The 375-nt window shown below is 40.5% G+C and carries 1 pseudogene; it reads left to right on the top strand.

Features of this window, described 5'->3' with window-relative positions:
• Positions 1–181: 181 nt before the first annotated feature.
• A pseudogene (locus AB4384_RS23520) lies at positions 182–375 on the top strand (hypothetical protein); the annotation flags it as partial.

Below are 375 nucleotides of genomic sequence, written 5' to 3' on the forward strand. Positions count from 1 at the left end.
AAGTATGCTCCCGCCCTGGGAGTAACTCAGAGACAAGTTTGTGACGAATTGATGAGGGATAATTATGGGGCAACCTTTTAAACATAATCGAATATACTATGACTTACAGAAATTGTATAAGCTATATTGGAACCAACATAAGCATTTTCCCAGAGCATTTCGGTTTACCACTGGGGAACAATTGCTCAAAGAAATAACGCTAGCGATTCGCAATGTAGTACTAGCGAATCTACAAAATAAATCAACAACGGCAGGAAAAGAGTGCGCCGTAAGTTTGTTAATGGAGGTTAATGCTTCGCTAGAGACTATCTCAGCACTGCTGTTATTAGCTTGGGAAATGAAGTTCCTCTCTCACGGGGCTTTGTTGCGTAATTA

This window comes from Vibrio sp. 10N.261.51.A4 (assembly GCF_041471945.1).
Lineage (GTDB): Bacteria > Pseudomonadota > Gammaproteobacteria > Enterobacterales > Vibrionaceae > Vibrio > Vibrio crassostreae_C.